At 73.2% G+C, this 26,208-nt stretch carries 25 protein-coding genes; 8 read left to right on the top strand and 17 right to left on the bottom strand.

The genetic code is table 11. The features are described 5' to 3' along the window. The first annotated feature begins 78 nt into the window (after positions 1-78). Both ACN9MM_RS35535 and ACN9MM_RS35530 read left to right on the top strand, forming a co-directional pair. A complete protein-coding gene (locus ACN9MM_RS35535) occupies positions 79-369 on the top strand; it encodes an SHOCT domain-containing protein (protein ID WP_426367875.1) in 291 nt (96 codons plus the stop codon). 112 nt (positions 370-481) lie between these two features. Continuing rightward, complete coding sequence (locus ACN9MM_RS35530) at positions 482-2,260, top strand: alpha/beta hydrolase (RefSeq protein WP_426367874.1); 1,779 nt, start codon at positions 482-484, stop codon at positions 2,258-2,260. Positions 2,261-2,287: 27 nt separating this feature from the next. Here ACN9MM_RS35530 and ACN9MM_RS35525 read toward each other — a convergent pair whose 3' ends face one another. Both ACN9MM_RS35525 and ACN9MM_RS35520 read right to left on the bottom strand, forming a co-directional pair. After that, on the bottom strand, positions 2,288-3,070 hold the full coding sequence (locus ACN9MM_RS35525; protein ID WP_426367873.1) for a CPBP family intramembrane glutamic endopeptidase: 783 nt from the start codon (positions 3,068-3,070) through the stop codon (positions 2,288-2,290). A 41-nt stretch (positions 3,071-3,111) separates the two neighbouring features. After that, positions 3,112-3,297 carry a CsbD family protein gene (locus ACN9MM_RS35520; protein WP_426367872.1) on the bottom strand — a complete coding sequence of 62 codons (186 nt, stop codon included), beginning with the start codon at positions 3,295-3,297 and terminating at the stop codon, positions 3,112-3,114. A 212-nt stretch (positions 3,298-3,509) separates the two neighbouring features. Here ACN9MM_RS35520 and ACN9MM_RS35515 point away from each other — a divergent pair, with 212 nt between their 5' ends. The 3 genes from ACN9MM_RS35515 to ACN9MM_RS35505 all read left to right on the top strand — a co-directional run bounded on the left by ACN9MM_RS35515 (position 3,510) and on the right by ACN9MM_RS35505 (position 5,095). Next, the gene (locus ACN9MM_RS35515; protein WP_426367871.1) at positions 3,510-4,169 is read left to right on the top strand and encodes an HdeD family acid-resistance protein; all 660 of its coding nucleotides are present in this window, start codon (positions 3,510-3,512) and stop codon (positions 4,167-4,169) included. A gap of 454 nt (positions 4,170-4,623) precedes the next feature. Then, a complete protein-coding gene (locus ACN9MM_RS35510) occupies positions 4,624-4,881 on the top strand; it encodes a DUF6400 family protein (protein ID WP_426367870.1) in 258 nt (85 codons plus the stop codon). Continuing rightward, positions 4,865-5,095, top strand: a complete 231-nt coding sequence (locus tag ACN9MM_RS35505) for a hypothetical protein (protein WP_426367869.1) — start codon at positions 4,865-4,867, stop codon at positions 5,093-5,095. The genes ACN9MM_RS35510 and ACN9MM_RS35505 overlap by 17 nt, the downstream gene beginning before the upstream one ends. Positions 5,096-5,097: 2 nt before the next feature. On the opposite strand, the gene hypE is transcribed toward ACN9MM_RS35505, so the two are convergent. From hypE to ACN9MM_RS35430, 15 genes are all read right to left on the bottom strand, one after another. Continuing rightward, the gene (gene hypE, locus ACN9MM_RS35500) at positions 5,098-6,138 is read right to left on the bottom strand and encodes a hydrogenase expression/formation protein HypE (RefSeq protein ID WP_426368910.1); all 1,041 of its coding nucleotides are present in this window, start codon (positions 6,136-6,138) and stop codon (positions 5,098-5,100) included. 64 nt (positions 6,139-6,202) lie between these two features. Further along, entirely contained in the window at positions 6,203-7,387 is a 1,185-nt protein-coding gene (hypD, locus tag ACN9MM_RS35495) for a hydrogenase formation protein HypD (protein ID WP_426367868.1), read from the bottom strand. Then, positions 7,384-7,707 carry a HypC/HybG/HupF family hydrogenase formation chaperone gene (locus ACN9MM_RS35490; RefSeq protein ID WP_426367867.1) on the bottom strand — a complete coding sequence of 108 codons (324 nt, stop codon included), beginning with the start codon at positions 7,705-7,707 and terminating at the stop codon, positions 7,384-7,386. The genes hypD and ACN9MM_RS35490 overlap by 4 nt, the downstream gene beginning before the upstream one ends. A gap of 10 nt (positions 7,708-7,717) precedes the next feature. Then, positions 7,718-10,156, bottom strand: coding sequence for a carbamoyltransferase HypF (gene hypF / locus ACN9MM_RS35485; protein WP_426367866.1), 2,439 nt, complete (start codon positions 10,154-10,156; stop codon positions 7,718-7,720). Continuing rightward, positions 10,153-10,848 carry a hydrogenase nickel incorporation protein HypB gene (hypB, locus tag ACN9MM_RS35480; protein WP_426367865.1) on the bottom strand — a complete coding sequence of 232 codons (696 nt, stop codon included), beginning with the start codon at positions 10,846-10,848 and terminating at the stop codon, positions 10,153-10,155. Before hypB ends, hypF begins: the two co-directional genes overlap by 4 nt. Positions 10,849-10,850: 2 nt before the next feature. Then, positions 10,851-11,276, bottom strand: coding sequence for a hydrogenase maturation nickel metallochaperone HypA (locus ACN9MM_RS35475; protein WP_426367864.1), 426 nt, complete (start codon positions 11,274-11,276; stop codon positions 10,851-10,853). Positions 11,277-11,414: 138 nt separating this feature from the next. Next, positions 11,415-11,555, bottom strand: a complete 141-nt coding sequence (locus tag ACN9MM_RS35470) for a DUF6893 family small protein (protein WP_426367863.1) — start codon at positions 11,553-11,555, stop codon at positions 11,415-11,417. Further along, positions 11,552-12,070 carry a hydrogenase maturation protease gene (locus tag ACN9MM_RS35465; protein ID WP_426367861.1) on the bottom strand — a complete coding sequence of 173 codons (519 nt, stop codon included), beginning with the start codon at positions 12,068-12,070 and terminating at the stop codon, positions 11,552-11,554. The genes ACN9MM_RS35470 and ACN9MM_RS35465 overlap by 4 nt, the downstream gene beginning before the upstream one ends. Next, entirely contained in the window at positions 12,067-13,464 is a 1,398-nt protein-coding gene (locus ACN9MM_RS35460; RefSeq protein ID WP_426367860.1) for a hypothetical protein, read from the bottom strand. The genes ACN9MM_RS35465 and ACN9MM_RS35460 overlap by 4 nt, the downstream gene beginning before the upstream one ends. Beyond that, a complete protein-coding gene (locus tag ACN9MM_RS35455; protein WP_426367859.1) occupies positions 13,461-14,099 on the bottom strand; it encodes a DUF6084 family protein in 639 nt (212 codons plus the stop codon). The genes ACN9MM_RS35460 and ACN9MM_RS35455 overlap by 4 nt, the downstream gene beginning before the upstream one ends. After that, on the bottom strand, positions 14,096-14,755 hold the full coding sequence (locus ACN9MM_RS35450; protein ID WP_426367857.1) for a DUF5947 family protein: 660 nt from the start codon (positions 14,753-14,755) through the stop codon (positions 14,096-14,098). The genes ACN9MM_RS35455 and ACN9MM_RS35450 overlap by 4 nt, the downstream gene beginning before the upstream one ends. After that, the gene (locus tag ACN9MM_RS35445; RefSeq protein ID WP_426367856.1) at positions 14,752-15,309 is read right to left on the bottom strand and encodes a hypothetical protein; all 558 of its coding nucleotides are present in this window, start codon (positions 15,307-15,309) and stop codon (positions 14,752-14,754) included. Before ACN9MM_RS35445 ends, ACN9MM_RS35450 begins: the two co-directional genes overlap by 4 nt. Then, positions 15,306-17,090: a nickel-dependent hydrogenase large subunit gene (locus ACN9MM_RS35440; RefSeq protein ID WP_426367855.1), complete on the bottom strand. Its 1,785-nt coding sequence runs from the start codon at positions 17,088-17,090 to the stop codon at positions 15,306-15,308. The genes ACN9MM_RS35445 and ACN9MM_RS35440 overlap by 4 nt, the downstream gene beginning before the upstream one ends. A gap of 90 nt (positions 17,091-17,180) precedes the next feature. Next, positions 17,181-18,263, bottom strand: coding sequence for a hydrogenase expression protein HypE (locus ACN9MM_RS35435; protein ID WP_426367854.1), 1,083 nt, complete (start codon positions 18,261-18,263; stop codon positions 17,181-17,183). 56 nt (positions 18,264-18,319) lie between these two features. Continuing rightward, on the bottom strand, positions 18,320-20,023 hold the full coding sequence (locus ACN9MM_RS35430) for a hydrogenase maturation protein (RefSeq protein ID WP_426367853.1): 1,704 nt from the start codon (positions 20,021-20,023) through the stop codon (positions 18,320-18,322). A 376-nt stretch (positions 20,024-20,399) separates the two neighbouring features. On the opposite strand from ACN9MM_RS35430, the gene ACN9MM_RS35425 reads away from it, so the two are divergent. From ACN9MM_RS35425 to ACN9MM_RS35415, 3 genes are all read left to right on the top strand, one after another. Beyond that, positions 20,400-21,908 (top strand): APC family permease, encoded by a 1,509-nt coding sequence (locus tag ACN9MM_RS35425; protein WP_426367852.1) that lies wholly within the window; start codon positions 20,400-20,402, stop codon positions 21,906-21,908. A gap of 1 nt (position 21,909) precedes the next feature. Next, positions 21,910-22,332 carry a universal stress protein gene (locus ACN9MM_RS35420; RefSeq protein WP_426367851.1) on the top strand — a complete coding sequence of 141 codons (423 nt, stop codon included), beginning with the start codon at positions 21,910-21,912 and terminating at the stop codon, positions 22,330-22,332. 519 nt (positions 22,333-22,851) lie between these two features. Beyond that, positions 22,852-25,938: a non-ribosomal peptide synthetase gene (locus ACN9MM_RS35415; RefSeq protein WP_426367850.1), complete on the top strand. Its 3,087-nt coding sequence runs from the start codon at positions 22,852-22,854 to the stop codon at positions 25,936-25,938. Positions 25,939-26,208 lie beyond the last annotated feature (270 nt).

The following is a 26,208-nucleotide window of genomic DNA, read 5'->3' as shown; positions in this document are numbered from 1 at the left end:
CCTTGGGCCCCCGGCTCCTCAGCCGACGGGCCCGGAAGCCGTCCGACGCCTTCGCGTCGGACACGAGAGGAGTACGCGATGCCCGGTCTACTTCGTGGAGTGGCCCGCACCGCGGTCGTCGCGGGTACGGCGACCGCCGTGTCCAACCGCGTGTCCCGCCGCCAGCAGGGCCGATGGGCCGCCCAGCAGGGCTATGAGCAGCAGCCGGCCGAACCGCCGCCCGCCGCCGCCCCCGCCGCCCCCGCTCCGCAGCCGGCCGACAGCATGGAGAGCAAGCTGGACCAGCTCAAGCAACTCGGGGAGCTCAAGGAGCAGGGCGTGCTCACCGAAGCCGAGTTCGAGCAGCAGAAGCGCAGAATCCTCGGCTGACCGGCCCCCGGACGAGGGCCTCGGGGACGCCGCCGGCTCCGGGGCACGGAGGGGCCGAGTCCCGGTGGCTCGGCCGGTCGGGCCTCGGGATCATTTCCCCGGGAGGACACCCATGGCCCCTGACCCGCACAAGCCGACGCCGGAGGACTCCCCCGGCGCCGGGGCGGCGGAGAGCCCTGACGCGGCGGAGGACCCCGAGGCGGCGGAGAGCCCCGAGGCGGCGGAGAGCGAGGGCCCCGAGCCGGCCACCGGCTTCTGGAAGCGCCGTCGGTCGCCCGGCCTCACGCTCCCCGGCTGCTGGGGTGCCCTGCTCCTCGCCTGCCTCTCCTTCTCCCCGTCGCTGCTCCCTCGCGGCGGGATCCTCCAGGGTCTGATCTGCGGCATCAGCGCGGCCATCGGGTACGGGCTCGGGGTGACCGCGGCCTCGGTGTGGCGGGCGTTCGCCGACCGGGAGGCGCGGATCCCGTCGCACCGTTCGTGGCGGGTCCTGACCGTCTGCGCGATCGTCCTGTTCGGTCTGTCCTTCGGTCTCGGCCAGTACTGGCAGCACGAGATCCGCACCCTCATGGGGGTCACCGACTACAACCTCCTCTTCACCATCGCCTGCCCCTTCGTCGCCGCGCTCGTCTTCTGGCTGCTGTTGCTGGCCGCCCGGGGACTCCGGCGTCTGTACCGCCGGCTCGCCGGCCTCCTCCGCCGCTGGATCGGTCCCCGCGCGGCGCGGGTGGTCGGCTGGGTCGTCGTGGCGGGCCTGGCGTGGGCCGTCGTCAGCGGGGTCCTGCTGGCCGGCTTCGTGAGCGCGGCCAACGAGGCGTTCTCGGTGCGCGACACGGAGACACCCGAAGGCGTGCACCAGCCCACGTCGACGGTGCGCTCCGGCGGGCCGGGGTCGCTGGTGCCGTGGGACTCGCTCGGCAGACAGGGCCGGGTCTTCACGGGCAGCGGTCCGACGGCCGCCGACATCGGGGCGTTCACCCACCGCCCGGCGCAGGAACCCGTGCGGGCCTACGCCGGACTCGCGACCGCCGACACCACCGAGTCGCGCGCGGAGCGGGCCGTCGCTGACCTCGTACGGGCCGGCGGCTTCCACCGCGCCAACCTGCTCGTGATGACGACCACGGGAAGCGGCTGGGTCGATCCCGCCGCCGTGGACTCCTTCGAGTACCTCGGCGACGGAGACGCCGCCACCGTGGCGTTGCAGTACTCGTACCTGCCGTCGTGGCTGTCCTATCTCGTGGACCAGTCGAAGGCGCGCGAGGCCGGTCGCGAGCTCTTCGACGCCGTCTACGACGTCTGGTCCAAGCTCCCCCAGGACCAGCGGCCGCGCCTGTTCGTGGCGGGCGAGAGCCTGGGGTCGTTCGGCGCGGAGACGGCCTTCAGCGGCGAGTACGACCTGCGCAACCGCACCGCGGGCACCCTGTTCGCCGGTCCCCCGAACTTCAACACCCTGTTCCGCGAGTTCAGCGATCACCGCGACGCGGGAAGCCCGGAGAACGAACCCGTCTACAAGGACGGGCGGACCGTACGGTTCACCGACGACCCGACCACCGGGATCACGCCGGAGGGAGCGCCGTGGAACGGTACGCGGGTGCTGTACCTCATGCACCCGTCCGATCCGATCGTCTGGTGGAGCCCCGACCTGGCCCTCTCCGAACCCGACTGGATCGGCGAGGCTCCCGGCGGCGACGTGCTCGACGAGATGGTCTGGATCCCCTTCGTGACGTTCTGGCAGGTGACCGCGGACCTGCCGTTCTCCACGGGCGTGCCGGACGGCCACGGTCACACGTACAAGGCCGCGTACGTCGACGGCTGGAACGCGATCATGCGGCCCACGGGCTTCACACCGCAGGACCTGGACCGACTGCGCGACGTCATCCAGCCGGATCACTGATCCCGTGCGCCCGGCACGGCCGCGGGGTCACCGCAGCAGGAAGCCGACGACGTAGCCGAAGGCGTTCACCGCCCAGTGCAGGCCCATGGGCGCCAGCAGGCTGTCGCTGCGGCGGCGCAGTTCACAGAACAGGACGCCCGCCGCCGCCGTGAACAGCACGGCCGCGGCGACCGCGACCGCGGAGCCGAGCCCGGACTCCCCGAAGACGCCGGTCAGGGCGGGTTTCGCGGTCGCCAGGTGCAGGGACGGCAGGACGTGCCACAGGCCGAACAGCAGACTCGACACCGTGGTCGCCCAGACCGTCCCGCGCGCCCGGCGCACCAGTCCGTAGAGCACCCCGCGGAAGGCGATCTCCTCCACCAGGACGGTGCCGACGGGGACCACCACGAGGACGCGCACCGCCAGCTCACCCCCCGTCATCCCGTCGTACCGCCGGTCCTCGAACAGCGAGCGGGTGGCCGGCAGCAGCGCTCCGACGAGGTAGACGGCCGCGACGAGCCCCGTCAGGGCCGCGGCCCACCTGGCACCGCGGGCCAGTGTCCCGGGCGCCAGCCCCGCGTCCGCCCACGAGCCGCCCGCCCAGCGGAGCACCCCGAGGAGCACGACGGCGACGACGACCGCCGCGACCAGGCGGAGCGCGCCGGTCCAGGTGTGCAGAAGGAGGTTGGCCGCGACGAGAACGGCGACCGTCAGGACGACGGCGGGCCAGGTGCCGAGCGGCCGGCGCCACCGGCCCCGCGGCGGGCCGTCCGCGGGGCGGGGCCGCCGTACGACGGCCCGCCGGCCGTCGTCGGGATCGCGGCGGGACACCGGAACCGGTCCGTGCGTGGGTGCGGGGGCGGGGGCGGGGGCTACGAGCGGTCGCGCTTGAGCGAGTCCATGATTCCCTCGGCCCGGTGGCGCACGCTCTTCGCCTTCTCACGGAGCCTGGCCTTCGCCTGGTCCGTCCTTCCCTCGGCCTCGAGGCGCTCGTGGCCGGTGATCTTGCCGGCGATCTCCTTGAGCCTGCCCTTGGCCTTGTCCATGGCGTCACTCATGCTCGCGCTCCTCCGTCCGATCGGTTCCCACCCTCCACGCTAGGTTCGGACGACCCCCGGTGCTCGTCGGCCGAAACCGGAGGTGAGGCGGCGGCCCCACGAAGGGTGCAGACTTGAACCGGAGCCTCGCACGGTCCGTCTCCGGCCCTTCTGTGCGGCCGTGCGACGGGCGGGGCTCCCTGGGCCATCCACCCGGGCGAGCGGGAGGACACATGACCACGTCACAGGGCTCCGCACCCGGCACCGGACCGGAGGACAGCACCGGCGACCCGTTCGGCTCTTCCGCGGGCGACCCGTCGGACCAGCTGGCACGTCTCGGCCGTTCCTGGACCTGGCTCCTCGGCGCGGCGATCGCGACCCTCGTCCCCGGCATCCTGCTGCTCGTCTGGCCGGACGTGACCTTGCACGTCGTCGCCGTCCTCATCGGGCTCTACCTGCTGGTGATCGGCGGCTTCCGCTTCGTGTCCGTGTTCGGCCGCGACAGCGGCGACCGCGTGCCCGGCCTGATCGTGGCCGTCCTGTGCGTCCTGGGCGGGGTGCTGTGCCTGAGGAACCCGCTCCAGACGATCGCCGCGCTGTCGCTCATCGTCGGCGCCGTCTGGCTGGTGTCCGGCATCGTCACCCTGTACTCCGCCATCGCCACGAAGAACATGCCGCACCGCGGTGTCGTCATGGCCGTCGGGCTCCTCGGCATCGTCGCGGGAATCGTGGTCCTGGCCCTTCCGACAGAGTCGGCCCGGGCCCTGACCAGGCTGCTCGGACTGTGGCTCGTCCTCATGGGCCTGGCCGAGGCGGCGTTCGCCCTGGCGTGGCGGTCGGCCCTGCGCAGGGCGGGCATCACGGGCCACGGCGCACCCGGCCCGGGCACCTGAGGGCCCGCGGCACCGACGGCGTGTCGCGCTGCTCCTGACGGCCCGTCCCGCCTGACTGTCTGCTCGCCGCCGCACGTGCCGCTCGACGCGACCGCCGAGCGCGACATCGACCCGGAGATCCGCCGCTGGCTGTCCTTCGCCCGCCAGAAGGCCACCGAGATCGCCACGCGGCCCGCGGGCTGTCCCGGGGCCCCTCGGCCATCGCCGCCGAGCCGGCCGCCGACCGCCGCGAGGTCAGGGCGGAACTGACCGGCCACAAGGGCTGACGCCCCGGTGTCCGGGCCGGACGCGTGGTCGTCCGGCCCGGACAACCACGCCCGGTCGACGCCCACGCCCCCGGCGGCATGAGGTGTGCCACAGGGGCTGTCGAAGGCACGTCGGGCCCTTCCGCGCGCGCCGTGCGCTCTGGTAGACGTGGTGGCGTACTTGTTCGATTCACCCGGAAAGTCCCCCCATGGACCACGCCCCCGACTCTCATTCCGACCTGGTCGGCTTCAGCATCGACCTCACCGTCGAGGAGGCACGTCGGCGTGCCGAGGTCGTGGCGGCGCTCGGGCCCGACTGGGACCCCGTGGCCGTTCTGCGCGAGGAGGAGGCGGCGCACGCACTGCTGTACTCGAACCTGGACGAGGAGCAGCAGAAGGTGCACGCGATGCTGGTCGCGGCCGGTGTCCTGCCCGGGGAGGTGCGGGGCCGTGCGTCTTCCGATTGATCCCCACGCCGACCCGGCCCGGCGGGCCTGGGTCGCGTGCCCCGGCTGCGACGACGCCCGTGACTGCGGGACGTGCCTGGACCTCCGGAACTGCCGGAGCCACTGGCGCTACCTGATCGGGAACAAGGGGCCCCGGGTCCACCTGCAGTGCCCGAACTGCACCCACACGTGGACCCTCGACACCTCCCGCGGGCGACCCGGCCGCCGGGTCTGAGCTCAGCAGATCCGCGGCAGCTGCTCTCCGAGCGGCATGTCCACGACGCGGGTGCCGCCGAGTCCGGTCCGCGCCACCACCATGCCCGGGTGGGTCTCGACCGCCTCGCCGATCACCGCCGCTCCGGCGCCCAGGGGGTGGGCGCGCATCGCGGCCAGTACGGCGTCCGCGTGCTCACGCGGGACGAAGGCCACGAGCTTGCCCTCGTTCGCCACGTACATGGGGTCGAGTCCGAGCACCGCGCACGCGTTGCCGACCGCCTCGGGGACCGGAACGGCACGCTCCTGGATGACGACGCCCGTCCCCGACGCCGCCGCGATCTCGTTCAGGGATGCGGCCAGACCCCCGCGCGTGGGGTCGCGCAGCACGTGCAGGTCCCGTGTGACGGCGAGCATCGCCTCGACGACGCCACCGAGCGGTGCGCAGTCGCTGGTGATCTCGACACCGAATTCGAGGCCCTCCCGCACGCTCATGATCGCCACGCCGTGCAGACCGATCGGGCCGCTCACGATCACCACGTCCCCGGGCACGACCCGCTGCGGGCGCAGGTCGACGCCGTCGGGGATCAGTCCGACGCCCGAGGTGTTGATGTAGATGCCGTCGCCGTGACCGGCCTCCACGACCTTGGTGTCACCGGTGACGACCTGGACTCCGGCCCCGCGCGCCGCTGCGCCGAGGTCCTGCGCGACGCGGGCGACGACGTCGGTCTCGACGCCTTCCTCCAGGATGAACCCGCAGGAGAGGTGGCTCGCGCGGGCGCCGCTCATGGCGAGGTCGTTCACGGTGCCGTTGACGGCGAGGTCGCCGATGCTGCCCCCGGGGAAGAACAGGGGGCGTACCACGAAGGAGTCCGTGGAGAACGCCAGGCGGGCGCCGCCGATCCGGATCTCGGCCGCGTCGGCGGTGTGGGCGAGGGCCGGTCCGCCGTAGGCGGGCGCGAAGACGTGCTCGATCAGCTCGGCGGAGAGTGCTCCGCCGCCGCCGTGGCCCATGACGATGCGCGGCTGGTCGCGCAGGGGCGCGGGGCAGGTCCAGGCGAGCATGTCGGGCGCCGGCTGCGGGGCGGCGACCGCCGGGGTGGTGCTGACGGTGGTGTCGGGCACGGTGTCAGGCAAGGGGGCTGCCCTCCAGGGAGGCGGTGACCGGGGTCGGGGTGCCGGGGGCCGTGCGGGCCGGGGCGGGAGGCCGCTGTCCCGGGGTGCCCGCGTCGAGCCGCCGGTAGAGGTAGTAGGCGGCGCAGGCGCCTTCGCTGGACACCATGGTGGCGCCGAGCGGGGAGCGGGGGGTGCAGGTGGTGCCGAACGCCTCGCACTCGTTCGGTTTCAGCAGGCCCTGGAGGACTTCGCCGCTGCGGCACTCGGCGGGCTCGCGGGTGTCGATCCCCCCTACGGAGAAGCGGTGCTCGGCGTCGTGGTCCCGGTAGCGTTCGGAGAGGCGCCAGCCACTGGCCGGGATGACGCCGATGCCGCGCCAGGCCCGGTCGGTGATCTCGAAGACGTCGCTCAGCATCGCCTGTGCCGCCGGATTGCCCTCTGCCGTCACGGCACGCTCGTAGGCGTTCTCGACGGTGTGCTCACCCCGCTCCAGCTGGAGCACGGTCCTGCGGACGCCTTCCAGGATGTCCAGCGGCTCGAATCCGGTGACCACGATCGGCACCTGGTGGCGTCGCGCGAGCTCCGGGTACTCGGCCGTGCCCATCACGCTGCAGACGTGGCCGGCCGCGAGGAAGCCCTGGACGCGGCAGTCCGGGGACCGCATGATCGCGTCGATCGCCGGGGGGACGCGGACGTGGGAGACGAGCAGGCTGAAGTTGCGGATGTTCCGCTTGCGCGCCTGATGGACCGTCATCGCGTTGGGCGGCGCCGTGGTCTCGAAGCCGATGCCGAAGAAGACCACCTCCCGGTCCGGGTTCTGCTCGGCGATCCGCAGCGCGTCCAGCGGGGAGTAGACCACCCGGACGTCGCCGCCCTGCCCGCGGACCTGGAAGAGGTCGCGGCCCGTGCCGGGGACTCGGAGCATGTCGCCGAACGAGCAGAAGATCACCCCCGGCCGGGAGGCGATCTCCAGGGCCTTGTCGATCATCTCCAGCGGCGTGACGCAGACCGGACAGCCAGGGCCGTGGATCAGCTCGATCTCGGGTGGCAGGAGCTGGTCGACACCGTGCCGGATGATGCTGTGGGTCTGGCCCCCGCAGACCTCCATCAGGGCCCAGGGGCGGGTCACGGCCGCACGGATCTCGTCGAGCAGCCGGCCCGCCAGCTCCGGGTTCTGGAACTCGTCGATGTACTTCACGGCCGCGCCTCTCCGTGGACCTCGTCCTGCGTCTGCCACTCGATTCCCGCGGCCTCGGCCTCGGCGGCCTCCCACGGGTCCCCGAACTCCTCCTGGAGCAGGCCGAGGGTCTCGAACAGCTCCAGCGTCCGCCTGGCCGACTCCTCGTCGAGCCTCTGGAGGGCGAAGCCCACGTGCACGATGGCGTACTCACCGGGCTTCAGGTCCGGCAGGTACTCCAGGCACACCTCCTTGACCACGCCTCCGAAGTCGACCGTGGCCATCCGGGTGCCGTCCCGGTCCTCGACGTCCAGCACTCTTCCGGGTACCGCCAGGCACATGCGTGTCTCCTCACTGTCGCTCTCGTCGCGGCGTTCCGCGGGCCGCCCCGTCGGTGATCCGGGCGGCCACGACGAGCTGGCCGAGGGCCAGACCGCCGTCGTTCGGCGGGATCAGGCGGTGGCGCAGCACGGTGAAGCCGTCCTCCCGCAGTCCTTCGGCGCAGGCCGAGGAGAGCAGCGTGTTGGCGAACACTCCCCCGGTCAGGGCGATGGTCTCCACGCCGGTCTCGCCGCGGGCGGCGGCGCAGACCGTACGCACGAGCCGGGCCACGGCGAGGTGGAACCGCGCCGCGACGACGGTCGCGGGGGTCCCGTCCAGGACGTCGGCGACCACCGCGGCCAGCAGGGGTGCGGGGTCCGCGGTGCGCGGGGCACCGGCGTGGGGCGAGGCGAGGCGGAAGGCGTAGCGTCCGTCCTCGGCCACGGCGGGTGCGCGCAGGGCCGCGGCCTCCAGTTCGATCGCGGCCTGCGCCTCGTATCCCGCGTGGTGGCGGATGCCCGCGAGGGAGGAGACGGCGTCGAAGAGGCGCCCCATGCTGGACGTGGGCGCACAGTTCAGGCCGCGCTCCAACTGCCTTTTCAGTACGGGTAGTTCTCCTGGCGCGCAGGCGCGCGTGCACGGCAGCGCAAGGTCGGCGGCGAGGCCCGCGGCCCGCAGGTGGGCCAGGGCCATGCGGTAGGGCCGCCGTACGGCCGCGTCGCCGCCCGGCAGGGGCACGTAGGCCAGGTGGGCGAACCGCTCGAACCCGGCGTAGTCCGCGAGCAGGAACTCACCGCCCCACACGGCGCCGTCGAGACCGTAGCCGGTGCCGTCGAAGGCGACGCCGATCACGGGGGCCGTGCCGTCGAGGCCGTTCTCGGCCATCGCCGACGCGACGTGCGCGTGGTGGTGCTGTACGGGGACGACGGGCCGTCCCGCCGCGTGGTCGCGGGCCCAGCGGGTGGACCGGTAGGCGGGGTGACGGTCGGCGGCGAGCAGTCCGGGCCGTACGCCCGTGACGGACTCCAGCTGCCGCTCGGCGGAGGTGAGGGCGAGCTGGGTGGCGAGGTCGTCCATGTCGCCGATGTGGGCGGAGAGCCAGGCCTGGCGTCCGTCGCCGAGGCAGAAGGTGTTCTTCAGGTCCCCTCCCACGGCGAGGGAGGGGGCGACCTCGACGGGCAGCGTGACCGGCAGCGGTGCCCAGCCCCGGGAGCGGCGCAGCGTCAGCTGCTCGCCGTCGCAGACGCGGACGACGGAGTCGTCGCAGGGCACGTGGATGGGCCGGTCGTGCAGCAGCCAGGCGTCCGCGAGTCCGGCGAGCCGGGTCAGCGCCTCCGCGTCGTCCGTGACGATGGGCTCGCCCGAGAGGTTGCCGCTGGTCATCACGAGGAGCCGGGGTCCTTCCCGGTCCGCCGCGCCGAGGCCGAGGAGGAGGTGGTGCACGGGGGTGTACGGGAGCATGAAGCCGAGGTCGGGGCTGCCGGGGGCCACCGCCGGGGCCGGGGAGGCCCCGTGGCGGTGCTGTGCGTCGTCGCGGCGGCGCAGCAGGACGACGGGCCGGACGCCGCCGGTGAGGAGGTCGCGTTCGAGCGGGCCGAGGTGCGCGAGGGGCTCGATGTCGGCGAGGCCGGCGGCCATCATCGCGAACGGTTTGTCACCGCGCGCCTTGCGGCGGCGCAGTTCGGCCACCACGTCGGGGTTCGTCGCGTCGCAGGCCAGGTGGTAGCCGCCGAGGCCTTTGACGGCGAGGATCGCGCCGGAGGCGAGCATGGTGCGTGCGGCGGCGACCGGGTCGGGACCGGGGGCGCGGCCGGGGACGGCCCGGTCGGCGTCGGGGGCCCGGCCGGTGTCGAGGGGCCCCGTGACCAGCCGCAGCCGGGGCCCGCAGTGGGGGCAGGCGACGGGCTGTGCGTGGAAGCGCCGGTCGGCGGGGTCCGCGTACTCCCGGGCGCAGTCCGGACACATCGGGAAGCCGGCCATGGTGGTGTGGACCCGGTCGTACGGCAGTCCCGTGACGATCGTGAACCGGGGGCCGCAGTGGGTGCACGTGATGAAGGGGTGCAGGTACCGCCGGTCGGCGGGGTCCGCCAACTCCGTGAGGCAGTCGTCGCAGGTGGCGGTGTCCGGCGGGACGAGGGTGCGGACGGCGCCGCCCCCGCGGGAGGGGACGATCGTGAACCCGCTGCCGCCGCTCGCGGCCACCTCGGCCGCCTCGACCGACTGGACCCGGGCCAGGGGTGGGGCGTCGGGCGCGAGGCGGGCGCAGAAGGACGCGACGTCCGCGGGGTCTCCCTCGACCTCCGCGACGACGCCGTCGGCCGTGTTCGTGACGTGGCCGGACAGCCGGAGGCCGGTGGCGAGGGCGTAGACGAAGGGCCGGAAGCCGACCCCCTGCACGACGCCGCGGACGACCACCCGGCTGCGCCGCGGGGCCGTGGCGGGGGCGGGTCCGGGCCGCGCCGTGGTCACGCGCCGGCCCGGGCCATCACCGGGGTGTGGACGCGGTCGCCCTCGGCCGTGGCGAGGGCCCGGTCGAGGAGCGCGCCGGCTCCCCGGCCGTCACGCACCGAGCTGAGGACGACCTCGACGCCGGGGTTGACCTGCTGCACGTTCGCGCGGAAGGCCGTCTCGTCGAACTCGGCGACCTCGGCCATGTCGGTCTTGGTGACGATCACGAGCTGGGCGAGGCCGAACGCGGTGGGGTACTTGAGCGGCTTGTCCTCCCCCTCGGTGACCGAGGCGAGGACGACGCGGAGCGACTCGCCCAGGTCGTAGCCGGCGGGGCAGACGAGGTTGCCGACGTTCTCGACGAACAGCAGCCGGGTGGTCTCGGGCAGCCAGTCGTGCAGGTGCCGGGCGACCATGTCGGCTTCCAGATGGCAGAGGCCGTCGGTGAGCACCTGCTTGACGGGGGCGCCCGAGCGGGCCAGGCGGCGGGCGTCGTTCTCGGTGGCGAGGTCGGCGGTGAGCGCGGCGGCACTGACGCCCCGTTCACCGGCGAGGCGCAGTTCGCGCTCCAGCAGGGCGGTCTTCCCGCTGCCGGGGCTGGAGAGCAGGTTGACCACCGTGGTGCCGCGGGCGGTCAGTTCGGTGCGCAGGATCTGTGCCGCGGCCTCGTTCTTGGCGAGAACGGCACGCTGGAGATCGACGGCTCGGCACATGCTCAGCTCTCCTCGGTGATCGGTTGGCGGTGTTCCTCGCGCGGCGCCCCGGGGTCGGCCCGGGGGACCTCCCCGATCCCGGGATCGGCCCAGCGGACCTCCCTGATCCGGAGTTCGCGGCCGGAGACGAGTTCGGCGGCGGCGGCGCCGCAGCCGGGGCAGAGCAGGGTCGGCGGCATGCCGACCGGCCAGACCTCGGCGCACGGTGTGCAGCGCGCGGTGCCGGGGACGGTACGGGTGATGAGCTCGGCGCCCTCGACGACGGTTCCGGCGCAGGCGAGTTCGAAGCAGAAGGCGAGGGCGTCGGCGACGACGCCCGCCAGCTCGCCCACGTCCAGGGCGATGCTGCTGACGCCGGCGGCCCCGCGCGACCTCGCGGCGGTCTCCACCTGGTCGACGACGGCGACCGCGAGGGACATCTCGTGCATCGGTCTCCGTCCTGGGCGCGGGCGTGGGCCTCGGGCGCCATTAGAGAACGGGGGGTGGCGGGGGCACGCCCGGCGCGCCGGGACCGGGCGGGGGTGTCGTCCGTTCGGTGCAGCCGCCGCCACCGGACCCGAGGGGTGTCACATCCTGCTGATGCGCAGGTAGCGGCGGAGGTCGGGGAGGACTCCCACGACGACGGCCGCGACGGCCAGGGCTGCGGTGGCGGCGACTGCGGCGCCGAGGATGCTCCTGTGCATGGTGCTCTCCGTTTCGGTGGTCATACGACGGCTTCCTGGCGGACCAGTTCGGTCACCATGCGCACCGCCTCGGGCACGGCAGCGGCGACCTGCGGGCTGAGCCCGATGCCCTCGTCGAGGAGGGCCGGTTCGCAGCCGACGACGAGGATCCGCCGGGGCGGCGCGGCCCCGGTTCCCGCGCACAGGGTGTCGAGCAGGGCGAGGACGGCGTCGGGGGTCATCCGGTGGCCGTCGAGCGGCGCGGGCTCCGTGCCGCGGGCGTCGGCCGCCGAGGCGTCGATCAGATAGAGCGTGCCCGGTTCGCCGCCGCGGGCGGTGACGTCGACGAGGACGAGGGTGTCCCAGCCGTCGAGGAGTTCGTAGGCGAGGTGGACGCCCCGGACCCCGACGTCGGTCAGCTCGACATGGGCGGGGAGTTCCTCACGGGCGAGCCGCCGCAGGGTCTCCACGCCGAAGCCGTCGTCGCCGAGGAAGATGTTGCCCACGCCGGCCACGAGGGTGCGGGCCGTGCCGGGCGCCCCGGGCGCGGGGCGGTTCACACGTCCTCCAGGGCTTCGACCTCGTCGGGCTGGAAGTAGAGGAACCGGCCCTGCTCGCGCCGGATGTCGGCGCCCGGGTCGTCCTCCACGGTCACCGCGATGTGGACTCCGCCGTCGACGTCGTGGAGGACCGCCTCGACCAGCGCGCCGCGCCCGTCGAGGAACAGGTCCTGGGCGTCCGTGCGGCGGAGCCGTGGGCGCAGGACGACCCTGCTGCCCGCGCGGACGGCGCGACCGTCGACGAGGACGTGGTCGCTGCCCGGGTCGACACCGGTGTCGCCTCCCGGGTCCCACCACGGGGTGTCCGGTTCGAGGATGTTCCCGGCCGGCTTCGGGGGCCCGGTGATGCTCTGGAGGCTCCGTACCGCGCCGTGCAGACGTTCGAGGACTTCGGGCGGCATGGTGTCCGCCAGCTCGATCACCGCCGCCGCGCGGGCGTCGGTCCCCCGGGCCTCGCGCTTCTCCTCGTCGGTGAGGGCCGCCGTGCGCAGGGCGAGGATCTCGTCGATCTCGGTCGCGTCGTAGAGGGCGCCGGGGCTCTCGGGCGCGATGGCCGGGTGGTCCTCCAGGATGATCGGCGAGGAGAGCACGAGGTCGCCGCGGCCGGGTTCTCCGGCGAGGACGGGCCAGGTGTGCAGGTTGCGGCAGGCCGCGACGGCGCCCTTCGCCCACTCCGGCGGGTCGGTCATCGACAGGAACGAGCCGCCGTCGAGGCGGAGCAGGGTGTGGGTGGCGACGAGGGAGTACGGCAGTGCCGCGTGGCGGTCGGTGTCCCGCTCGGCGGTCCAGTCGCTGGTGTTCTCCACCGTGACCGACAGGCGCTCGACGCGGTACGGGCCGTCGAGTTCGGCCGCCGAGATCCGCAGGGTGCCGCTGATCTCCTCGCGGCGGCGTACGAGCCGGCCGAGGACGCGCCCGTCGGGGTCGAGGACGTCCTCCGTCTCCTCGGCGGCGGGCCGGGTGAAGGGCAGGGCGGCGCCGTCTCCCCGGAGGTCGCCGACGGGCACGGTGAGGGTGACGCGTTCCTCGACGCCCTCGTCCCAGGGCACGAGGACCCGGTCGGGCAGGCGGAGTTCGCCGGTCGGGGCGAAGGTGCCGTCCTCGCGCGATTCCTCGACGGTGCGCCGCTGGGCACGCAGGAAACGGACCTCCACGGAGAGTTCGGCGCCGGTCCTGGGCTCCATCAGGCACTCGGTGAGCTGGAAGTCGTGCTCCTCGGCGGCGGCGCTCCAGGACGGCGGGACGAGGACCCCGAACTGCCAGCGGAGCCGGTTCTTCGCGGCGGACGCGCGGTACGGGTAGAGGACGTACCCCTCGAAGAGGACGGCGTCGGCGACGTGCCGGGCGACGGCGAACCGCGCCTCGGTGACGGGGGTGAAGGCGACCGTGGTCATGGGGTCCTCTCCCCCGCCGCTTCGAGCAGGGACTCGACGGTGGCCTCCCACGACGGGAGGGCCCGGCGGGAGCGGTAGGCGAGCAGGGCGTCCATCGCGTCGCCCGGGAGCCGGATCCATCCGCAGCCGGGGAAGTGCTGGTCGATCATCTCGCGCCAGACCTTCACGGGCATGCGGTGGGAGACCTCCTTGTCCCAGGGCACGGGCTCGACGTGGAAGCCGCCGGCGCCGGTGAAGGCGGTGCCGGAGAAGAGCAGGAGCAGCGGGACGTCGCCGTCGGAGAGCGCCCGGAAGTAGCGGGAGGCGGCGATGTCGGTGTCGTAGGTGCACGGCACGACGAGGTCGGTCTCGATCTCGTCGGTGAAGCCGGGCACCATGACGGAGGCGTGGGCGAACTGGACCGGGTTGAGGGTGCTGCCCCACCGGGAGCGTTCGCCGAAGAGGTCGCCGAGGGCGGCGGCCTCGATGTCGTCGTAGCCGCGCCGGGCGGGTTCGACGCGGATCTGGCAGCGCAGGGCCATGGCGTGGACCCGGGTGCCGCCGGTGGCGGTGATCCGCAGCCGGAACACGAGCGTGGGTCCGGCCGCGTAGGCGTCGGCGCGGACGCCGGTGCAGCTGAAGGAGAACTCGGTCACGGCCGGCTCCCCTGTGGCTCGCGGGCCAGGCCTCGGACGCGGGCGAAGAGGTCGTCGAGGTCCGCCCGGGCCTCCGCGCCTCCGTCGAAGCCCTGCCAGTGCAGTCGCATGCGGCCCACCAGTTCGTAGCAGAGGTCGATCGGCACGAGGAAGCACTCGGTGCGGCCGTCGTGGCGGCGCAGCAGCAGGGCCTCGACGTCGGGTTCGAGGTGGGCGGCGAGCCGGGTGGCGTCGAGGACGGACCGCCAGGCCTCTTCGTCCGGTTCGCCCTCCGTGGCGCCGGCGGGGCTCGGGTAGAGCGCCACCGGCCGGTCGAGCGCGGAGTTGTGGAAGAGGAACGCGACCGAGACGGGGATCCGCAGCGACTCCCAGGTCCGGTCGTCGATCCGGTGGCCGGGGTCCCTGAGGAAGCGGCCGGGGACCGCCCGGAACCGCCCCGGGGAGGCGGCGGAGCGGTCCATGAGCTGCGCGCACGGGCCGCAGGCGCAGACCAGGGCCCGCTGGTCGGTGTCGACGAGGTGCGGGTGGCGCTCCTCGGCCGCCAGCGGGGCGCCGCACAGTTCGCAGCGCTCCTCGCGGGGCGGGCGGGGGGTGGTGAACCGGCGCAGCCCGGTGGGGCCCGGGGGCCGCACCGCGCTGTTCGGGGGCCCGTTCACCGGGCGGCCGACGATCGGCCGTCCGCGCCCGCGAGCGACGGACGGGTGCCGATCTGGAGCAGCGCCGGTTCGCGCGGGGCGCCGCTCTCCAGTTCCACGCCGGTCACCTCGGGGGCGAAGCAGGCCAGGGCGTCCACGGCCGCCTGCCGGACGGAGTCCTGGGTGCCGGAGCAGCCGCAGCCGGACGAGGCGGTCGCCCGCAGCCGCAGCACGCCCGTCGCCGGGTCGAAGCCGGCGTTCTCCACGGGCTGCGGCAGCGCGGACAGGGCGCGTGCGATGCGGGTCGGCGCGTCCTCGGGGTGCAGTCCGTGCAGGTTGAGGAGGCTCGCGACGAGGTCGTCCGCGAGCAGCGGGCCCAGCGGGTCGGCGGGCGGACCGGCGGCGGGACGCCCCAGGAGTTCGACGACGCGGGCGATGCCGCTGCCGTAGAACTCCATGAGGACGCGTACGACTTCCTCCGCGGCCGCGCAGGCCTCGGCGTCGCCTTGCTCGGCGAGCCGGTCCAGGACCTCCTCGACCCGTCGGCCCGCCTGTTCGGCGGTGGTCGTGCTCATCCGGCCAGACCGCTCAGGCCGGTGGGCACGTGCATCTGCTTCACGGTCCTGCCGCTGCCGGTGTACATGTGGACGCCGCACGGCAGGCAGGGGTCGAAGCTGCGCACGGCGCGCATGATGTCGATGCCCTTGAAGTTCTCGGGCGTGTTCTCCTCGAAGATCGGGGTGTTCTGCACCGCGTCCTCGTACGGACCGGGGGTCCCGAACGTGTCCCGCGTGGAGGCGTTCCACGGCGTCGGCGGGTAGGGGTGGTAGTTGGCGATCTTGCCGTCCCTGATGACCATGTGGTGCGAGAGGACGCCCCGTACGGCCTCGGTGAAGCCGACGCCGATGGACTCGTCCGGCACCTCGAACTTCTCCCACGTCTGCGTGCGTCCGGCGCGGACCTCCTCCAGGCCCTTCTCGGCGCAGTGCAGGGCGACGGCGGCCGCGTACGCCTGGAAGTAGGTCCGGGCGCGGTTGCGCTCCAGGGCGTTGCTCCACTTCGGGATCTTCCACTCGAAGGTGGTCTCCGGCTTGGTCATCGTCCGGGGGAGGTTGATGACGACGCTGTGCCCGGTGGCCTTGATGTAACCGATGTCGACGAGGCCGGAGAGCGCGGTGGACCACAGGCGCGCGAGGGGGCCGCCGCCGGTGTCCAGTGCCAGGTGGTCCTTGCCGTCGAACCAGCGCGGGGACATGACCCAGCTGTACTTGTCGTCGAAGTTCCGCTTCTGCGGGGCGGGGATGGTGTGCTGGTTCCACGGGTGGCGCGGGTCGACCGGGTTGCCCAGGGGGTCGTGGGTGACGAACTGCTCCTGGCCCTGCCAGTCCTCGTAGTACGAGCTGCCGAGCAGGATCCGGATGCCGAGGTTGATCTCGGTGAGGTCGTTGGTCACCAGTTTGCCGTCGACGACGACACCGGGGGTGACGAACATCCGCCGGCCCCAGTCGGTCATGTTGGCGTAGGTGAAGTCACAGTGCTCGGGGTCGTTGAGGGCGCCCCAGCAGCCGAGCAGCACGCGGCGGCGGCCGACCTCCTCGTAGCCGGGCAGCGCCTCGTAGAAGAAGTCGAAGAGGTCGTCGTGGAGCGGGACGACCCGCTTCATGAACTCCACGTACCGCATGAGGCGGCTCATGTAGTCGGTGAACAGCTGGACGGACGCGACCGTGCCGACACCGCCGGGGTAGAGGGTGGAGGGGTGGACGTGCCGCCCCTCCATGAGACAGAACATCTCCCGGGTGTAGCGGCTGACCTGGAGCGCCTCGCGGTAGAACTCGCCCTCGAGGGGGTTGAGGGAGCGCATGATGTCCGCGATCGTGCGGTAGCCGTGCTCGGCGGCGTGCGGTGCCTCGGTGCGCTCGGCGAGCTCCAGGACGCCCGGGTTGGTCTCGCGGACCATCTTCTCGCAGTAGTCGACCCCGACCAGGTTCTCCTGGAAGATGTTGTGGTCGAACATGTACTCCGCGGACTCGCCGAGGTTGATGATCCACTCACCGAGGTGCGGCGGCTTCACGCCGTACGCCATGTTCTGCGCGTACACGGAGCAGGTCGCGTGGTTGTCACCGCAGATGCCGCAGATGCGGCTGGTGATGAAATGCGCGTCGCGGGGGTCCTTGCCCCGCATGAAGACGCTGTAGCCGCGGAAGACGGAGGACGTGCTGTAGCACTCCGCGACGCGCTTCTGTTTGAAATCGATCTTCGTGTGGATGCCGAGGCTGCCCACGATCCGGGTGATGGGGTCCCAGGCCATCTCCACAAGGCCGGAGCCGTCACCCGTCGTCTTCGCCGGAGATGCCATGGTCGCTTTCGTGCCCTTCGTCAACTCTTCGACTACGCGAACAGGGGGGTGGATGGGGGGTCCTGCGGGGGTCGCGCGAGGGGGTCACGGTCACCAGGGCGGCCGGTAGCCGGTGGTGATCCGCTCGCCGGTGTGCCGCCACTTCGGCTCCTTGTCCACGGTTCGGGCCGTGATGGTCCGCAGGCGGCGGATGACGGAGCCGTACACGCCGCTGGCGGTGCTGGAGACCTTGCCGCCGGGAGGTTCGTCCATGAACGGCATGAACTTGTCCGGGAATCCGGGCATCGTGCACGCGATGCAGATGCCGCCGACGTTCGGACAGCCGCCGACCCCGTTGATCCAGCCGCGCTTGGGGACGTTGCACTTGACGACCGGACCCCAGCAGCCGAGCTTCACCAGGCACGTGGGCGAGTCGTACGTCGACGCGAACTGGCCCTGCTCGTAGTAGCCGGCCCGGTCGCAGCCCTCGTGCACGGTCGCCCCGAACAGCCAGGTCGGCCGGAGCTTGTCGTCGAGCGGGATCATGGGCGCGGAGCCGACCGCCTGGTAGAGCAGGTAGGTCAGTGTCTCCGCGAAGTTGTCGGGCTGGATGGGGCAGCCGGGCACGCACACGATGGGGATGCCGGCATGCGACTTCCAGTCCCAGCCGAGGTAGTCCGGGAGGCCCATCGCGCCGGTCGGGTTCCCCGCCATGGCGTGGATGCCGCCGTACGTGGCGCAGGTACCGATCGCGACCACCGCGAGGGCCTTGGGCGCCAGCCGGTCGATCCACTCGCTGGTGGTGATGGGCTGACCGGTCTCCGGGTCGTCGCCGAAACCGCTCCAGTAGCCCTCCTGCTTGATCGCCTCGTTCGGGATGGACCCCTCGACGACCAGGACGAACGGGTCGATCTCACCCCGCTCCCCCTTGAAGAACCACTCGATGAAAGTGTCGGCGCCGCCCACCGGACCGCACTCGAAGTCGATCAGCGGCCAGTGGACCGCGATCCTGGGCAGCCCCGGCAGCCCCGCGAGGGCGATCTCCTCGATGCTGGGCTGCATGGCGGCGGTCAGGGCCACCGAGTCGCCGTCACAGCTCAGACCCGCGTTGATCCAGAGGATGTGGATCGGCTTCTCTTCGCTGCCGGGTGCGGCACCCTGGTCCTCGACCGGGGCCGGCTTCACTGCGCTCATGGGTCGCCTCCTGAGGAGGGATGGGGCGAAGGCCTCGTTTCGGGCCTGGGTCTTGCTTAACAGTCGGCCGATCCGCCCGCGCCCGCACCTGGGCCGTCCGGGACCGCCGCTCGCGAGCCTGCCTCCTTACGGACGAAGGCCCGGCGCCGCGCGTGGTAGCTCGCGGCGGGATCCTCGAAGATCGCCCGCATGCGGGCGAGCTCCCTCTCCCGGTGGGCAGCAAGGGGAGCGACGGACTCCGCGCGCTCGTGTTCCGCCTTCTTCGCGGCGATCCGCGGCTGGAGACCGCCGCGGGATGCCAGGTGGAGGGCCGATCGGGTGATCTCGGCGGCGAACTCCCCCGGTCCGCAGTCGACGACCCTGTCGACCAGACCCAGGTCGAGCGCTGCCGCGGCGGACACCGGGCGGGCCTCCTCGGTGAGGCGCGCGGCCAGGGCCTCGCCGACCCTCCCGGGCAGGGTGCGGGTCCAGTACTCGGATCCGTACAGACCCATGCGCCGGTAGTGCGGGTTGAGCACCGTGCCCGAACGGCACCAGACCTCGTCGGCGGCGAGGGCGAGCATCACGCCGCCGGCGGCGGCGTTGCCGCCGATCGCGCTCACGACGAGCCGGTCCGTCGTGGTGAGCACGGCCTCGACCAGGTCGTTCATGGCGTTGATGTTGGCCCAGGACTCGGCTGCGGGGTCGGCGGCGGCCTCGATGACGTTCAGGTGGATGCCGTTGGAGAAGAAGTCGCGCTGTCCGCCGATCACCAGGACGGAGGTGGGGCGGCCGCGGGCGGTCTCGTACGCGGCGAGGAGGCGGCGGCACTGGTCGGTGCTCATCGCCCCGCCGGGGAACGAGAAGGACAGGACGCCGACCGGTCCCTGCTCGCGGTACCGGATGTCGGACCAGGTCCGCCGGTCCGGCACCGGTTCGGCGGGCGCCGGAAGTTCGGGGAGCTCCGGCAACCGGCCGGCGAGGGCCAGGGTGGCGGGGAGCTTGCAGGCACGCGGACGGCCGGGGCCGGTGCGGGCACGGAGCTCGGGGATCCACACCGCACCGTCCACGGTGGCCCGGCAGACCGCGCCCGCCCGGGTGGCGAGGAGGGCGCCGGGCCGCCCGCGCAGACCGTCCTCCGCGTGGCCCCCGTGCAGGAACCACTCGGCGCCGAGCAGCCGGTCCGGCACACCGGGCTGCGAGTCGGCGGCCCGCAGGGCGCGCAGAACGGTCTCGGTGGTGTCCTCGTCCCACGAGATCCGACGCTCCTCCTGCCGGAGCGCGGGGCGGGCTCGGCTCTCGCCGGTCTGCGGACGCGGCGCCACCCCGGCGGCGACCCTCTCCACGGCCAGGAGCACGGCGGTCACGGCGGCGTCGGACAGCTCGTTGCGGTACAGGTCGCTCTTGCCGACCTCCGGGACGCGGAACCCGGCGGACGCCCAGACGTCGCCCGCGTCCATCTCGTCGTCGGCCTGGAGGACGGTGACGCCCCACTCCTCGACGCCGTCGAGGATCGCGTGGTCCAGCGAGGACGGGCCGCGGTCGCCCACGGGCCCGGGGTGCACGATCAGGCAACGGTGCGCCGTCCACACGTCGCGCGGCACGACGGCCTTCAGCATGGGGGCCACGACCAGCTCGGGCGCGTGGCGCGCCACGGCCTCGCGGACGGCGGCCCCGTCGGGGGTGACCTCCACGGCGACGGTGTGCCCGCGGTCGCACAGCTCGACCAGGACGCGCTGGGTGAGGCTGTTGAAGCCGGCGGCGACGAGCAGGATGCGCATGGACGGCCTTTCCGGGTCGCGGGGGACGGTGCGGGCTTGGCGCCCAGTGGACGGTCCGGGCCTCGCACCGCGGTGGACGGTGCGGGCTCGCACCGCGGTGGACGGTGCGGGGCCTGGCGCCGCGGTGGACGGTGCGGGGCCTGGCGCCGCGGTGGACGGTGCACGCCTGGCGCCGCTGTCCACCGACCGCCTGCGATCATCAGGCAGCGCGCGCCGGGCGGCGGGGCGGCGGAGCCCGCAGCTCACCCGTTCGAGGCCTGCGTCCGACCGATTGGCGGGCACACGCACGCTCCTGCGCATGCACCCCCGATGGAGCCTCCCTACGATGAACGCGTAGGTCTCGCCGTTCTGTCCGGCTCGACGGGTGCGAGGGAACATGACCGCTGAGGACGCCGCGCCCGACGGGCGGCCCGTGGGTTTGAAGGCGAACGCCATCGGCTTTGTCGACGCCCTCGTCATCGGGCTCAACGCCACCTCTCCCGCCTACTCGCTCGCGGCCGTGATCGGCCCCGTCGTCGCCCTGGTCGGGATCTACGCCCCCGGCGTCATGGTCGCGTCCTTCGTCCCGATGCTGCTCATCGCGTCGGCGTTCTACTACCTGAACAAGGTCGACCAGGACTGCGGCACCACCTTCTCCTGGGTCACGCGCGCCATGGGCCCCTGGGCCGGCTGGCTCGGCGGATGGGCCATCACCATGACCGGCGTCCTGGTCGTCGGCTCGCTCGCCGACGTGGCCGTCAGTTTCGCCCTGCTCGCGTTCGGCCTGGACGGCTGGGTGGACAACACCTTCGTCCGCCAGCTGCTCACCGTGCTGCTGATCCTCGTCATGACGGCCGTGTGCGTCATCGGCACCGAGCTGTCGGCCCATGTGCAGAACGTCCTGATCCTGGCCCAGGTCGCCTGCCTGCTCATCTTCGTGGGCGTGGCGCTGTACAGCGTCTACAACGGCACGAGCAAGTACGACTCCGTGGAGCCGGCCCTCAGCTGGCTGAATCCGTTCGGCGCCGGTGGTGCCGCGCTCACGAGCGGGCTGCTGCTCGGCGTCTTCATCTACTGGGGCTGGGAGTCGGCGGTCAATCTCACCGAAGAGGTCGAGGACTCCGCGACCGCGCCCGGCAAGGCCGGTCTCTGGTCGACCGTCATCCTGCTGGTGACCTACGTGTCCGTGGGCTTCGCCGTTGTGGCGTACGCCGGGCCGGCGTTCCTGGCCGAGAACGCGGACGAGGAGGAGTTCGTCTTCGCGAAGCTCGCCACGGACGTCCTGGGCGGCTGGGACTGGATCCTTCTCCTCGCCGTCTCCACCTCCGCGATCGCCTCCACCCAGACGACGATCATCCCGGCCTCGCGCACCGCGCTGTCCATGGCCCGCCGCCGTGCGCTGCCGTCCTCGTACGGCCACATCAGCCCGCGCTTCCGGACGCCCGACGTGAGTACGTGGTGGGTCGCCGGGATCGCCATCGCCTGGTACCTCGCGGTGAGCCAGATCAGCTCCAACGCCCTGTTCGACTCGCTCACCGCACTCTCCCTGCTCATCTCCTTCTACTACGCGCTCACGGGCCTCGCCTGCGTGGTCTACTACCGCCGCCACCTCTTCCAGAGCGTCCACAACCTCCTGTTCATCGGGCTCGGCCCGCTGGTCGGTGCCGGACTGCTCACGTGGCTCCTGGTGCGGTCGGTCGCCGACATGTCCGACCCGGAGAACTCGTACAGCGGCGCCTCGTGGTTCGGCCTCGGTCCCCCGCTCGTGATCGGCATCGGCATCGCCCTCGCCGGCGTGGTCATCATGGTCGCCTGGCGGCTGCGGGCCCCCGCCTTCTGGCGGGAGCGTCCGGGCGTGGCCGACCCCGAGCTGGTCGGCTCCCACGGCCTTCACAAGGAGTCCTGAGATGTCGGTCGTCCTGGGCTACGACGAGTCCCCCGGCGCCGCCCGGGCGCTGCGCATCGCGGTGGAGGTGGCGGCGGCCTTCGACGAGCGGCTCGTGCTCGTCTACGGGGCGGCGGCCCCCGGCCCGGTCGGCGAGGAGTACGCGTCCCACCACGAGGCCATCCGCCAGGCCGGCCGCACCGGTCTGGAGCACGCGGTCACCGAGGCCGAGCGGGCGGGTGTGCCGACCGTGGTCGAGGTGATCGACGACAAGCCCGCCCAGGCCCTCATCGAGGCGGCGGCCCGCCACGACGCACGCGTCATCGTGGTCGGCAGCTGGGGCGAGAGCCCGATGCGCGGAGCGCTCCTGGGCTCGACCCCTCACAAGCTCCTGCACATGTCCACCGTCCCTGTGCTGTGCGTCCCTCCCGAGGAACGGGCGTGAGGCGCGGGCAGGCGGGGCCGTGACGCCCTGAGCCCGCCCTCGGCGACCCGCGCGGCGACATGCGAACGGAACGAATGCGTCCGATCCGCCCTTACACGTCCGGGTGTTGACGCATCGTCAGAGCGGATCATACACACGGATGTTTGGGCGCAAGTCGGGAGAGCCCACCGCGGACATGGGGGCTGATTCCGGGCGGTGGACGGCCCTTGACGACCCTTGGACGGTGTGCGAATCTCTCGACAGGTCTGGACCAATGGTCTTCATCGGGCGGGGCCGGAGATACCAGACGCCTCGGGGCATCCTGGCATGTCCGGTGGTCCTGACCGCTCACGGCCGTCGACCGGTCCACGGGGGGTGGACCTGCGCGACACGACGGCCGGTGCCGTGGCCGAACCCGGCCGCCGCAGACCGCCATGGGCGCCTGCGGCACACCGGGGTGCGGCAGCCCAAGCCCCCGCCACCCACACGTTCACCCGCACCGCTCCTTGACCACGCTCCGACGTCCTAAGTGAGCCGCCCATGTCCGAAGTCCTCTCCCTGACCGACCGCATACCGGCCTCCCCCGCGCAGCAGGGGGTCTGGCTGACCGATCGGCTGGGACTGGCCCGTGAGGCGTTCCACATGCCTGTACGGATCTCCTTCGACCGGGTCGACATCGCGGCGCTGGCCCGCGCGGTGACCGCCGTGACCAGGCGTCATCCGGCCCTTGCCGCCCGCCTGGTGGAACGTGACGGCCAGGTCTGGCAGGAACCCGCGGCGCGACGGCCCGAACTGGTGCTGCTCGACGCGCCGGCGGACAAGGCCCATCTGGAACGGCGGCTGGCGGACGAGGCCGCTCAACCGTTCTCCCTGGAGACGGGCCCGCTCAGCCGCTTCAGCCTGCACCGGCACGCCGACGGGAGCGCGGAACTGCTGGTCACCGCCCACCACGCGGTCTTCGACGGCAACTCCAAGGACGTCCTGATCCGGGACCTCGCGGCCGCGTACGGCTCCGCGCCCCTGCCCGTGACCACCGCGCCGCCCGCACCGGCACCGACGGCGGATCCGGACACCGTGCGGCGGGCCGCCGAGTGGTACGGGCCACGCTGGGCCGATGCCACCGACCCGGTACTCCCCGGTGCACCACGCACCTCGACCGCCGCCGGTCCCGGTGAGGCCGTCGAGTGGCGCCTCGGCCGCGGAGAGGCGGCCGAGTTGGCCGCCGCGGCCGCCCTCGGCGGCACCACGGTCTTCGAGTTCCTGCTCGCCGCGCTGCACGGGCTGCTGCGGCGCTACGGCGGCGAAGCGGTTCCGGTGTCCGTCCCGCTCTCCACCAGGACGCCTGAACTCGGCCAAGAGATAGGCATGTTCGTCAACGAACTGCCCGTCCACGCACCCGCGGCCGACGCGACACAGACCTTCACCGCCTTCGCCGCCGCCGTCCGGGCCGAGCTGCGGGCCGGATACCCGTACCGCAACGTTCCCTTCGGTGCCGCCGTCGCCGGACTGGGGCCCCGCGTCGGCCTGTCCGCGGTCTCCCTCGGCTACCGTCGGCGCGGCCCGGACCCGGACTTCGCCGACACCGGGGCCCGGATCGCCTGGGCCGTACACCACCGCACCGCCCGCAACACCCTCCACCTCCAGATCGTCGACGCCCCCGGCACCCCGGGCGGCATCGACTTCAGCCTCCAGTACGACGCGGCCGCACTCGCCCCCGACACGGCCCGCCGGATCGCCGGCCACTACCGCACCCTGCTCGCCGCCGCGGTCGCCGCGCCCGGCACCCGGCTGGTGGACCTGCCGCTCCTGGACGCCGCCGAACTCCGGGCCGTCACCACCGGGCCCAACGCCACGGACCGGCCCTACCCGGCCGACCGGACCGTGCTCGACCTGGTCCGCGCCCAGGCCGCCGCCACCCCCGAGGCGATCGCGGTCACCGCCGCCGGCCACCACCTCACCTACCGCGAACTCCTGCTCCGCGCCGATGAGTTGGCCGGAGTGCTGCGCGCACGGGGCGTCCGGCCCGGCGATCTGGTCGCCCTCCACCTGGACCGCACCGCCGACCTCCCCGCCACGCTGCTCGCCACCCTCGCCACCGGGGCGGCGTACCTGCCGCTGGACCCCGGCTATCCGGCCGAGCGCCTCGCCCTCGTCCTGCGCGACTCGGGAGCCGTTCTGGTGCTCGCCGACCTCGAGCCCTCGCCCGCGGTCGCCGATGCCGCCCGCGCGGTCCTGCGGCTCCCGGCACCTTCGGCGCGGAACCCGGCCGAGGTCGCTCCTGGCATCATCGAGGACACCGCCCCCGGTCCCGACGACGTGGCGTACGTCCTCTACACCTCGGGCTCGACCGGTCGCCCCAAGGGCGTCGCGGTCGGCCACCGGGCGCTGGTCAACCTGCTCACCTCCTTCGCCGACCGGCTCGACTCCGGGCCTCGGCACTCCTGGCTGGGCCTGACCTCGCTCTCGTTCGACATCTCGGCGCTGGAGCTCTACCTGCCCCTGATCACCGGTGGCCGCCTGGTCCTGGCCCCGGACGGACTCGCCGTCGACGGGCCCGGGCTGCTGGCCCTGATCGACGGCGAAGGTGTCACCCATGTCCAGGCCACGCCGTCCGGATGGCGGGTCATGCTCACGGCGGGAACCGGCACCGAGGCGCTCACCACCGTCACGGGCCTGGCCGGCGGCGAGGCGCTTCCGCTCCCGCTCGCCCGCGAACTGCGCGCGCGCACCGCCCGGCTGTTCAACGTGTACGGGCCCACGGAGACCACCATCTGGTCCACCTGCGCCGAACTCCCCGCCGCACCCGAGCAGGTCCGCATCGGCCGCCCGATCGCCAACACCCAGGTCTACGTGGTCGACGCGCGGCTGCGCCCCACCCCGCTCGGCATCCCGGGGGAGCTGGTGATCGGCGGGGACGGCATCGCACACGGCTACCTCGGCCGACCCGGACTCACCGCCGAACGGTTCGTGCCGAACCCGTTCGGCCCGCCCGGCACCCGGCTCTACCGCACCGGAGACCAGGCCGCCTGGACGCCCGGGGGCGAACTGGACTTCCTCGGCCGGATCGACGAGCAGGTCAAGATCCGCGGCCACCGGATCGAACTCGGCGAGATCGAGGCCGCCCTGCTGGAGCACCCGGCCCTCGCCCAGGCGGCCGTCGCTGTCCGCACCGAGGAGGACGGCGAGCCCTTCCTGGCCGGCTACCTGGTCCCGGCCGCGGGCGCCCGGCCGCCCGCCCCCGCCGATCTGCGCGAGCACCTGCTGCGCACGCTGCCGGCCGCGATGACTCCGCAGCGCTGGCTCGTCATGGAGCGGCTGCCGCTCACCCCGAACGGCAAGCTGGACCGGCGGGCCCTGCCGGTACCGGCACGCGAGGCCCCGGCGACACGGGCGGCCGAAAGCGGCGACGAGACGACCGAGACGGTCCGCCGGATCTGGGCCGAGGTGCTGGATCTTCCCGACGTCGGCCCCGAGGACGACCTGTTCGACCTCGGTGGACACTCGCTGACGGTGGTTCAGATCGCCGCCCGGATCCGCGACGCGCTCGGCGTGGAGGTCGACTTCGACGTCTTCTTCGACGTCCCGACCCCCGCCGGCATCGCCACGGCCGTCCGCGAACGCCGGTAGGGCCCTCCACCGGGGGGCGCGGCCCGGCCGCTCCCCCACCGCACCGGGCACGGGCACTCCCTCAGCGCGCCGGGTACGGGCCGCTCGGCCGCGCCCGGACCCCGGCCGCGCGCTGCCCGCGCGACGGCCGACCCACCGACACGCAGACACGCAGACACGGCCACACGGCCATACGACGACACGGCGACGGCCGACGGCCGACGGCCGACCGCCGACCGCCGACCGCCGACCGCCGACCGCCGACCGCCGACCGATCCTCCGACGCGTCCG

This window comes from Streptomyces sp. E-08 (genome assembly GCF_049913095.1).
Lineage (GTDB): Bacteria > Actinomycetota > Actinomycetes > Streptomycetales > Streptomycetaceae > Streptomyces.
Note: the sequence above shows the minus strand (reverse complement) of the source record. Positions and strands in the feature narration are given on the sequence as shown.